Annotated in this window: 9 protein-coding genes and 3 pseudogenes; 7 read left to right on the plus strand and 5 right to left on the minus strand. The window is 32.5% G+C overall.

What is annotated here, in order from left to right; genetic code table 11:
- Positions 1-139 precede the first annotated feature (139 nt).
- The gene (locus LRP84_RS21800; protein WP_230577003.1) at positions 140-520 is read right to left on the minus strand and encodes a PH domain-containing protein; all 381 of its coding nucleotides are present in this window, start codon (positions 518-520) and stop codon (positions 140-142) included.
- Positions 521-722: 202 nt separating this feature from the next.
- Here LRP84_RS21800 and LRP84_RS21805 point away from each other — a divergent pair, with 202 nt between their 5' ends.
- The 7 genes and pseudogenes from LRP84_RS21805 (at position 723) to LRP84_RS21835 (ending at position 5,926) form a co-directional block, all read left to right on the plus strand.
- On the plus strand, positions 723-1,571 hold the full coding sequence (locus LRP84_RS21805) for a patatin-like phospholipase family protein (RefSeq protein ID WP_230577004.1): 849 nt from the start codon (positions 723-725) through the stop codon (positions 1,569-1,571).
- 300 nt (positions 1,572-1,871) lie between these two features.
- On the plus strand, positions 1,872-2,318 hold the full coding sequence (locus LRP84_RS21810; protein ID WP_230577005.1) for an NUDIX domain-containing protein: 447 nt from the start codon (positions 1,872-1,874) through the stop codon (positions 2,316-2,318).
- A gap of 231 nt (positions 2,319-2,549) precedes the next feature.
- A pseudogene (locus LRP84_RS21815) lies at positions 2,550-3,251 on the plus strand (alpha/beta hydrolase); the annotation flags it as partial.
- Between the two features lie 20 nt (positions 3,252-3,271).
- A pseudogene (locus LRP84_RS21820) lies at positions 3,272-3,688 on the plus strand (DnaJ family domain-containing protein).
- A gap of 219 nt (positions 3,689-3,907) precedes the next feature.
- Positions 3,908-4,267, plus strand: coding sequence for a helix-turn-helix domain-containing protein (locus tag LRP84_RS21825; RefSeq protein WP_230577006.1), 360 nt, complete (start codon positions 3,908-3,910; stop codon positions 4,265-4,267).
- The gene (locus tag LRP84_RS21830; protein ID WP_230577007.1) at positions 4,260-5,042 is read left to right on the plus strand and encodes an ImmA/IrrE family metallo-endopeptidase; all 783 of its coding nucleotides are present in this window, start codon (positions 4,260-4,262) and stop codon (positions 5,040-5,042) included. The genes LRP84_RS21825 and LRP84_RS21830 overlap by 8 nt, the downstream gene beginning before the upstream one ends.
- Positions 5,039-5,926, plus strand: a complete 888-nt coding sequence (locus LRP84_RS21835) for a hypothetical protein (RefSeq protein WP_230577008.1) — start codon at positions 5,039-5,041, stop codon at positions 5,924-5,926. Before LRP84_RS21830 ends, LRP84_RS21835 begins: the two co-directional genes overlap by 4 nt.
- 744 nt (positions 5,927-6,670) lie before the next feature.
- On the opposite strand, the pseudogene LRP84_RS21840 reads toward LRP84_RS21835, so the two are convergent.
- The 4 genes and pseudogenes from LRP84_RS21840 to LRP84_RS21855 all read right to left on the minus strand — a co-directional run.
- Positions 6,671-6,952, minus strand: a pseudogene (locus tag LRP84_RS21840) (helix-turn-helix domain-containing protein); the annotation flags it as partial.
- Positions 6,953-7,276: 324 nt separating this feature from the next.
- Positions 7,277-8,098, minus strand: a complete 822-nt coding sequence (gene nadE, locus LRP84_RS21845; protein ID WP_230577009.1) for an NAD(+) synthase — start codon at positions 8,096-8,098, stop codon at positions 7,277-7,279.
- A gap of 52 nt (positions 8,099-8,150) precedes the next feature.
- A complete protein-coding gene (gene nadD, locus LRP84_RS21850) occupies positions 8,151-8,852 on the minus strand; it encodes a nicotinate (nicotinamide) nucleotide adenylyltransferase (RefSeq protein ID WP_230577010.1) in 702 nt (233 codons plus the stop codon).
- Positions 8,849-10,316, minus strand: a 1,468-nt coding sequence (locus LRP84_RS21855; RefSeq protein WP_230577011.1) for a nicotinate phosphoribosyltransferase, incomplete at its 5' end; no start/stop codon positions are given. The genes nadD and LRP84_RS21855, both read right to left, overlap by 4 nt.

Genomic DNA, 10,316 nt, shown 5'->3' on the forward strand with positions numbered 1-10,316 from the left:
ATATGATAGAATAAAAAAAAGACTATCTTGTGATAGAAATAGTCCTTTTTTGTTTTTTTTGTATTTTTAATCAAAAATAATGTATGTTGTTCCAAAATATACGGGGTAAATACTTTATCTTTTGTATAAAAATACATTTTTATTGTCTTGTCGTGTAAAGTACAAGCGCTTTTTGAATGTTGTAAACACTATCGTCATTTCGAAATTCTCTCGTAATTGGATCATGCATACTTGATACCCAAATTTTTAATTCAGCCTCCAAGTCAAAGTGACCAGCTGTTTCTATGCTAAATTGTGTAATACTTTTATATGGAATAGAATGATATTCTGTTTTTTTACCAGTCATACCTTGTTTGTCTACTAAAATCATTCGGCGATTTGTAAATACAACTAAATCACGAATTAACTTATAAGCGTGATCTACTTGCTCATCGTCTAACATAATCGCTTGTAGATCACGTTCTACGCTACTTATATCTGCATCAGATGCATTTCCTAAAAAACCACTAAATAAACCCATTATAAATTCCTCCTTTATGTATAGAATGAGCTTCTTTTATTGTAACATGTAATAGAAAAGCGGGTTCTTACTTTTCGACATAAGAATTAATTGTCAATTGCAATGAAACAATTTAATATTTCATCATAATATCTTATGCTAATATATTTGTGTAAGAACTTTTTATACACTACGAATTTAAAATATGATAGAGGGACAATATATGAATAATATCGGATTAGTTTTAGAAGGCGGAGGAATGAAAGGCCTTTATACAGCAGGTGTATTAGAATTTTTCATGGAAAAAGATCTATATTTTCCTTATGTAATAGGTGTTTCAGCAGGAGCTTGTATGGCTGCTACGTATTTATCTCGTCAAAAAGGAAGAAATAAGAAAGTAAACACGGAACTTGTAAGCGATCCACGTTACATATCATTTCGAAATTTTTTACGAAAACGTGAATTGTTTGGCATGGATTTTTTATTTGATGAAGTACCTAACAAAATTGTTCCATTTGATTTTCACACATTCCAAAACGGGGCAGAACAGTTTGTTATTGGCACAACTGATTGTGAGACAGGAGAAGCTGTATATTACAATAAACACGAACATGGAAATGATATTTTAAAAATTATTCGTGCATCAAGTTCAGTGCCATTTATTGCTCCAGCAGTTGAATATGATGATAAAAAGTTACTAGATGGAGGGATTACAGACCCAATTCCGATTCAGAAAGCACAGGCTGATGGATTTCAAAAAAATGTGGTCATTATGACGAAACCGGCAGGATTTGAAAAACAACAGAATAAGCTATCGTTTATTGCGAAATGGTTGTATCGACACTATCCTAATGTGGCAAATCACCTTGTCCAGCATTATGAAATCTATAATAATACTATATCTTATCTTTATTCAGAAAAACAAAAAGAGAATTTCTTTGTTATACAACCAAGTGTTCAATTACCTGCAAGTGGATTGGAACGTAATAAAGAAAGATTAGTTCATTTATATGAACTTGGTTATAACGATGCCAAAAATCAATTTGAGCAGCTGAAACAGTGGATTAAGTAAAATAATATTTTGTTAGATGAAGAAAGTTGTAAAATGTTGTTTTTTGAATAAGTTTTTGTTCTTTATGATTGGGAACAAGCAGCAGAAGTAGTAAGTAAAAATGGGCGATTGTATTGAAAAGCATAACATTGTAATGAAATTAGCTTGAACAACTTACGTTCAAGCTAATTTCATTTACCGTATTTTTACAAAAAAACAACGAATAGCTCTAACGATGCCCGTCTATATTCAACTGGCAAAGGAATTCGACTTCTTACATTAGAATTTAATATCTGATGAGTAAATAAGGAGGGCCAAAGTATGAGAACTCGCTTTCACCACATTGTAAGGGGTGTACTTATAAAAGATGGAAAGCTTTTGGTAGCACATTTTAAAGGGCATCATTCTTTTTTACCGGGAGGACATATTGAATTAGGTGAGTCAGTTGAAAATGCACTTATACGAGAGTGGGAAGAAGAAATAGGTACTGCTTGTTCAATTGAAAAGTTCCTTGGCGTAATTGAAAATCAGTGGAGAGATGGAGACACACTACATTATGAAATTAATCATGTCTTTAAAGTTAACAGTGATAAATTAAAAGCGGAAACACCTCCTAAATCTAGAGAATCTCATCTGGATTTTTATTGGATTGTACCTACTGAAGAAAATTTAAAAAGATATAAAGTTATGCCGGATACTGCTGTACAAACACTTATGAAAAAAATTCAAGAACATGACATAGAAACATGTTGGGTTAGTACACTTTAACTTCTTGAAACTGGATTTATGTTAAAAAGGTGTTTTCTAGACGTGAAAACATCTTTTTAGCTTGTAAAGTTTTTTATAGTCTAATACTTTATTCTATATAGTCTTAAACATAAAATTTGTTCGCAAAAAATACACTATATCCACAGTAAATAGCAAGGAAACAATCAACTTATAACTGAAATAAGTATTGAGTTAGAAAAAGAAAAGGAGGCAAAAAATGAAGAAACTAATGAGTCCAATCAGTTTCATAGTTCTATATTGAAGAATAAACGACAACTTTGGATATATACTCCGCATAATTACTCACCTGAACAAGCTCCTTATGACCTTCTTATCATGTTTGATGGCAGTTCTATGCTGCAGACGTTATCAGCAGCTGTAACACTAGATCATCTTATACATACAAAGGAAATTCCACCGTGTATTCTAATTGGTATTGATCATGTAGATTGATTTACAGAACTCACATTTTATGAGGAAATGAATATGTTTTTAGCAAAAGAACTATTTCCGTGGATTCAACAAAGATATCATGTTAATGCAAATCCGTATCATATAACAATTGGCGGATTCAGTCTCGGTGGTTTAGCAGCTTTTTATGCAGCATTGCAATATCCAGATCTCTTCGGAAACGTTTTATCATTGTCTGGTTCTGTACATTGGAAAAAAGAAAATTACAAAGAATCACACCCTTGGATCGAAAATCAATTTAAAAGAAGCAGCACATTACCATTACATACTTATATGAGTGCTGGGGAATTAGAAAATAAACCATTGTTAGAAGCAAATAGGAGATTATCACAAGTACTTAAAGAAAAAGAATATCAAAGCATCTATGTTGAATTCCCTGGTGGTCACGATGAATTGTGGTGGCATAAACAGTTTTCTCATGGATTAGTGTCCTTACAACAATTTAAAATACCCATGAAATAATAAAAAGGGAGGAGAAACATATGAAAGATAGAGAAAAAGATTTAGATAAAGCATTAAAGAAACAAGAGATTTTAGTGAAAGATGAAAAAGTATGATCATATACGTATGAAGATCATATTAGTTCGATTATTAAACGCTCGCAAAAAGAAGGTGTATTTGATGATTTAGTAGGAAAAGCAAAGCCACTGCAAATTGATAAAAGTCTCTCTTATAATCCAGAAAAACAGCTATACAAGACGATGAAGGATAATCATATTTTACCAAGGTGGATTGAGCTTTCAAAAGAAATCGATGCGTTAAAGGAAAAATTACATACATCATGCATGGAGAGGGAAGAAGTTGCTGCAATGGTTGAAATGATTAATAAAAAAATTTACGAGCGCAATTTAACTTGTCCACCATCAGCGCAAAGAATGAAGATAAGTAAACCGAGTTAATATCGGCTGATCAATACTCTTTTTGAGAATAAACTCGGAAAGAGTATTTTTATTAAAAAAATTCGTTATAGGCGGATTTTTATGATTAATTATTGAGGAAATTAATTGTTTCTGAAAATGAATTTTACAATAGTTCTCTTTAAATGGATTTTTTACGTGTGTTAAATGTATAATAAATACATATAACGAAGTATACTGTTAGGAAGGAAGTGAGAAAAAATGAATTCAGAATCTATGATTTTACGTAATATGAATCAATATATTGAAGCAGAAGGTTTAAAAAGAAAACGTTTAGCGAAACGTATGAATATGTCTGAGTCAAACTTCTCTGACTATCTAAATGGAAAACGAATGAATGGTATTTATGATTTTGCTGCTAAATTGGCTGATACTTTAGGGCATGAACAAACGTTTTTTATGAATGATTCGTTTCATCATTTGAATCAAGAGTTAGAGGGAAGGGCTTTCGCTTTTTCGGCTGGTAATCTGTTGTCAGAAAGAGGAAAAGAAGGGTTAGCTCAGTTAACAAAAATTTGTGACTTACTTGAAATTTATGATAGAGGTGATTCACATGCCTGAGCTTTCGTTTACAGATCTCCCGCAAATTTTAGAAGAAAATCAAAAGATAAAGTCTGAAGTAGAAAATTTAATGAAAAAGTATTTGCAGCATTACCACCCAAGAGGCTGGACAATGATTGAAGGTGCGAAAAAATATATTTCTACACAACATTTTTTCATTGAGGCACCCATTCAAGATCAGTCTTTGGGTGGCTTTATTCGTTCTACAAATACGGATAAGTATATTTGCTATGTGAATACATATCAATCTCGAATTTATCAAAATTTTAGTCTGCTTCATGAACTGTATCATCTTATTTCGTTTCAAGAGCTTAAGCAGCAATTACATATTATTCATGTAGGCCTTGATAAAAACCAGTCTGAACGAAAAGCTGATTATTTTGCATCGGTTCTATTAATTGATGAACATGAGTTAAAGGCTTTTTATACGGGTACAGAAAATGAATTTGAAACTACATTCACAAAGATTCTTCTTTGTATGAGCCGTTTTCAGGCGCCGTACAAAGCAATTCTTATTCGTCTCTATGAATTGTACCTAATTGATGAAAAAACATTGGAAACATATTTTGATAAAACAATTGATTATCATAAAGAATTTGAAGCTCTTGGGTTAGATCCTTATATGATTGAACGAAGTAATGTTGTGAACTTTGGAAAACTAGAAAAGTTAATGAATCAGCATGCTTTACCTTATGCAGCACAACAAGCTAACCAACAAGTTCTTGAAGAAGTTATTGGGTATTTCCATAACATGAAGGGAGAGGCAGCAGAGTGACATCTTCAGAACTAAAAAGTTTTATCCAACAGCAAACACACTTCATTACAGACCTTGAAGAGATAATGGATAGTATTTTAGAGAAAGGCCATGTGTTCTTATATGATACATCAACTATTTCTTCTCATGAGAAAGCTTTTTATCAGCATAAAGCAATGTTATTTCTTGAACATGTGAAAGATATTCCTATCTTAATTACAGATGTAATTGCAAAAGAAATGCGTCTTACAGAGGATTTAGAAATGCGATATTTAGCTTATTTATCAAAATTTGATACAGTTCTTTATGTAGAAGAGCGTGAATTGTATGAATTACTTAAAGTAGAATATGCAGCAGCACAAGCGAAACAAAAGTTTTTAATCGCAAGTGAAAAAGCATTTTCCTGCATACAACCATTGCGAGAAAGCATTAGAAAAGCAAGAAATACATTTCAAATTGCTGAAAAGATTGTATTTGACGACTATGAGGCTTTTTTTGTGAATTGTAATCATAAAAATCATGGAGAAATGTCATTATTATGGACAGCTTGTATATTGAATCAAATCCTTAGCAAGCAAACCATCACATTTGTTGGAATTGATCAAGACTTATATACATACGTAGAACAATGCTATTTTCGTACTGGAAATAAAAAAAGTGGAACAAATAATTTTCATGTAATCTACATTATTAGTAATGAAGTCTTGCTGCAAAGTTATTACGTACAACAAGGCGATGTTGATACACTGGCAATACTAGTGCGAATATATCGAAATGAAGAGCGCAAAGTGATCTATCATGATCGAAAAAGCGGTATTTTACATTTAATACGTCAAACAGAAAAGATAGCAAATACGGGTTTTATAGAAAAGGTTATATCTAATAGAATACAAGTCATTTATTAAAATTCTTCCTAAAATAACAAGGGAGGATTTTTTTGTTCTATAAATACATTATGTTAACTAGTTGATGAGAATCGAGCAAAGGAAAATATAGGTTAGAGCTGAATTATGACAAATTTCTATGTAAGACACATTTCTTTGTCCATTCTAAAAATAAGATATTGATAACGAATATAGAATAAAAACTAAGCTGAAATATAAACTTTTAAATGCGATATAAATTTTGAATCTAATCATTTAGCATGAAATTTATCCGGCTGCGCGTGAAGGATTTTGCTGAATGAAATCATAGTGGCTTCATAGTGACTTGTTTAAAATCCCATAATTTCAAAGCTTATTTTAAACATGCTATAAATCGGTTTGAAAATCTCCGTTTCGTCTCAAAATATATAGTTTACTTGTTTTTAGAGATAAGAAACTCCTTTCATTTTACAACTTCCTATAATTTATATTATGTTAACTGTTAAAAATAAATTAACTAAAAATAAGTAAGTGTTATTTTGAGCTGTTCTTCCCTTCTGGGATTTAAGAGTGAACGATGAAATACAAAAAAAGACTAGTGCGTTTGCTATATTACTCTATAAACGCACTAGTCTTTTTTTGTTGTTTAGTATCAATCATTGAACTTTGTTGAGCATCTCGGTCAGGTGCTCAAATTGTTTTTTGAATTCTAAATCGTTTTTTATCCAACTTTGGAATGTTGTTTTTTTGATTCCGATACTTTCACAGGATTTGCTAATAGGTGTGACTGTTTTTGGCTATTACACCGTCGGCAACGAAAAAACCTAAAATATATGCCATGTTGTTAGACCAAATTTTAAAATAATCTTCATTTAAATCATATTTACGCTTTCAGCTTCCACGCGCTCTCTTTTCAATATTGTTATCTGTTAGGACCATGCGAACGTATCTAGAAGAAACATTAGCTAAAATTGCGATGTCTGATGTGCTAGAACCTTCTAAATATAACTTAATCATTTCTGCCTTTTCCATCGTGCATTTAGATTTCCTTTCGCCCTTTCTACACATTAAGAGTATCCCCTTTCAACAGATATAAAAATTGAGTATATCTTCTTCTATATCATACATAAAGAACATACGTTCTTTATGCCGTTAATAAAAAGATAACCAATAAAACAATTACAGATGAAATTTAAGTATTTTGATATAATTAACTCCCGTTTAAATGATAAAAATAACGGTCTTGCATCACTAATTCATTATATTAATATAATTATATATCTGGTAGGAAAATTCATTCGGAAAAATAAGCTTATTTAATAATTAGAGATCTAATCTCTATTTTCATGCAGGATAAATAAGAAAAGCTGCGGTTATTCCCGCAGCTTTTTATCACTTCCACCAACCATCGAATATAGTTACAGGAAGTTGTCGTTTATGTTCTGTAGCTAAATATCGTTTTTCAATCGCTTCTGCTACTTCTTTTGATACTTTCTTACCTTCTAAATAGTCATCTAATTCATCATAAGAAATTCCTAGTTCGGTTTCATCTGCTTGTTGTGGTTTATTATCTAATAAATCAGCTGTTGGAACTTTTAAATACAATCTTTCTGAAGCGTCTAAAGCTTTCAATAGTTCTCTTCCTTGTCTTTTGGTTAATCCAGCCAACGGAAGAATGTCAGCACCACCATCGCCGTATTTAGTAAAGAAACCTGTTACAGCTTCTGCTGCGTGGTCTGTACCAATTACAAGAAGGCCATTTTGACCACCTACTGCATATTGCGTAATCATTCGAACACGAGCTTTCACATTTCCTTTATTGAAATCTGTAAGTTGCTCTTTTGCATCTTTTTTATATTGCTCTGCAAAAGCGTCAACTGTAGTTTTGATATCAAATACAAGTTCTTCATCTGCTTGAATGAATTGCAACGCTGCTTGTGCATCAGCTTCATCTTTTTGAACTCCGTAAGGTAGGCGAATAGCCACGAATTTTACATTATGTCCTTCGGCTCTCAGTTCTTCTACTGCTAGTTGAGCAAGTCTTCCAGCTAATGTTGAATCTTGACCACCGCTAATTCCTAAAACGAAGCCTTTTGCTCCTGTTTTAAGTGCATACTTCTTTAAAAAATCCACTCTTTTACGAATTTCCTGAGTAGGATCAATTACTGCTGACACATTTAAGTCCGACATGATTTTTTGTTGTAAACTTGTCATTTTAAAATCTTCCCTTTCACTTTTTAGCGTTTTATATGAAATGTAATCCCTATTATTGATACAAACCTTTTTCTTTGATGTAATAGTAGCAGCTATCCGGGAGAAGGTAACGCGGTTCTCCACCTTTAGAAAATTCTTCGCGTATATATGTAGAACTAATTTCCATAGCTAATCCTTTATCGATCAATTGAAATCTACCATCGTCATAATTACGAAGGAGAGCGGATCGACTTATCGTTTGGAGCATATCGATACCATTGCGAGCCATAACGATAAAATTATTTTCACTTATTAATTCTTCATCCATCTTCCATTTTCCATCAGCGATATCTACTAAAAGATCTGCACCCATGATAAAGAACAATTCTACTTCTTTTAATATAGTTCTAAAATGCTTCATTGTATAGTATGTATAATGTTTGCCTGGTAATACGTTTAATTCATGAGTGTCCAGAATGAACTTAGGATTATCTTGTATGGCTAAACTGATCATCTTAGCGCGGTGATCACCAGTCGTTTGTATTTTCTTATCAATGCGCTTGTTTGTAGAAGGTAAAAAGATAATGCAATCTAGCTTTTTACGATGTGCCACAGTAGAAGCAGTCCACAAATGAACATTTGTGATAGGATCGAATGATGAACCATATATCCCAATTCTTCGCCCTTTTTTTAATAGTCCATTAATATCTTTTTCTGGATTCAATTCTTGAAGGTACTCCATATTTTTAGTTGATTCGATTTCATTTATTTTCATTTTCCAATCATCTCCCCAACTTTTTGTTTTACTTCCTCAATATGCTTCATTTTGTTGTTCCAACACTTTTGACTAAGGTCCAAAGGATATTCTTCTGGATTTAATCCGCGTTTATATTCATCCCAAAGTAAATCTAAGTTGTCTTTTGTGGATTGCTGGATTTCTTGTAGTGATGAAGATTGATATACACATTGACCTTCTATGAAAATATCGTGATGTAGCTCTATAGCCTCAAAGTTAGTTACAAATTTACTAATAAAAGTATGCATTGGATGAAACATTTTTAATCGATCTTCTTCAGCTGGATTTTCTGTCTCTAACGCGATGTAATCTCCTTCTGATTTTTTGTTTATAGTATTAATAATACGGTACACTTTCTTAAGACCTGGAGTAGATACTTTTTCTGGATTGGAGCTGATTTTAATTGTATCCACCATTTCACCGTTCTTATCTTCGATGGAAACAAGCTTGTAAACGGCCCCAAGAGCAGGAGAATCAAATGCTGTGATTAATTTTGTTCCAATTCCCCAAATATCAATTTTCGCTCCTTGTGATTTTAAATGAGTGATAGTTTTTTCGTCTAGATCATTGGATGCAATAATTTTTGTTTCTATAAATCCTGCTTCATCTAACATTTTTCTCGCTTCTTTAGATAAATAAGCTAAATCTCCACTATCTAATCGAATTCCCTTAAAGTTAATTTGATCGCCAAGTTCTTTGGCCACTTTGATAGCATTTGGCACCCCTGATTTTAATGTATCGTAAGTATCTACTAGAAATACGCAATCCTTGTGTCTACGAGCGTATTTATGAAAAGCGGTATATTCATCGCGATATGCTTGAACCATTGCGTGTGCGTGTGTACCAACTACAGGAATTCCAAACAGTTTTCCAGCACGTACATTAGATGTAGCATCAAACCCTCCGATATATGCTGCTCTTGTACCCCAAATTGCTGCATCCATTTCGTGAGAGCGACGAGTTCCAAATTCCATTGCAGTTTGTTCTCCTACTACTTGTTTAATTCGCGAAGCTTTTGTAGCAATTAATGTTTGGTAATTTACAATGTTTAGAATAGCTGTTTCAATGAGTTGGGCTTCTACTAAAGGTGCTTCAATTCGAAGCATTGGTTCATTCCCAAAGACTAATTCACCTTCTTTCATCGAGCGGACAGTTCCAGTAAACTTTATACCTTTTAAAAATTCCAAGAAATCCTCTTGATAACCTAATTCATCGCGAAGATATGCAATATCACTTTCAGTAAAACCGAAATTTTTTAAGTAATTTATAATTCTTTCTAAACCAGCGAAAACAGCGTACCCGTTTCCGAATGGAAGTTTTCGAAAGAATACCTCAAATATTGCTTTACGATTATGCATATTATCTTCCCAGTACGTTTCCGCCATATTAATTTGATAAAGGTCAGTATGTAGTGTCAAGCTATCATCTGTATATTTATTATTC

The sequence above is a fragment of the Bacillus rhizoplanae genome (assembly GCF_917563915.1).
Lineage (GTDB): Bacteria > Bacillota > Bacilli > Bacillales > Bacillaceae_G > Bacillus_A > Bacillus_A rhizoplanae.

Bases quoted from the DNA above. Each gene is read 5' to 3' on its own strand.
- nadD (WP_230577010.1), bottom strand. From the start codon at position 8,852: ATGAAAATAAATGAAATCGAATCAACTAAAAATATGGAGTACCTTCAA.
- LRP84_RS21800 (WP_230577003.1), bottom strand. From the start codon at position 520: ATGGGTTTATTTAGTGGTTTTTTAGGAAATGCATCTGATGCAGATATA.
- LRP84_RS21810 (WP_230577005.1), top strand. From the start codon at position 1,872: ATGAGAACTCGCTTTCACCACATTGTAAGGGGTGTACTTATAAAAGAT.
- nadE (WP_230577009.1), bottom strand. From the start codon at position 8,098: ATGACAAGTTTACAACAAAAAATCATGTCGGACTTAAATGTGTCAGCA.
- LRP84_RS21805 (WP_230577004.1), top strand. From the start codon at position 723: ATGAATAATATCGGATTAGTTTTAGAAGGCGGAGGAATGAAAGGCCTT.
- LRP84_RS21830 (WP_230577007.1), top strand. From the start codon at position 4,260: ATGCCTGAGCTTTCGTTTACAGATCTCCCGCAAATTTTAGAAGAAAAT.
- LRP84_RS21825 (WP_230577006.1), top strand. From the start codon at position 3,908: ATGAATTCAGAATCTATGATTTTACGTAATATGAATCAATATATTGAA.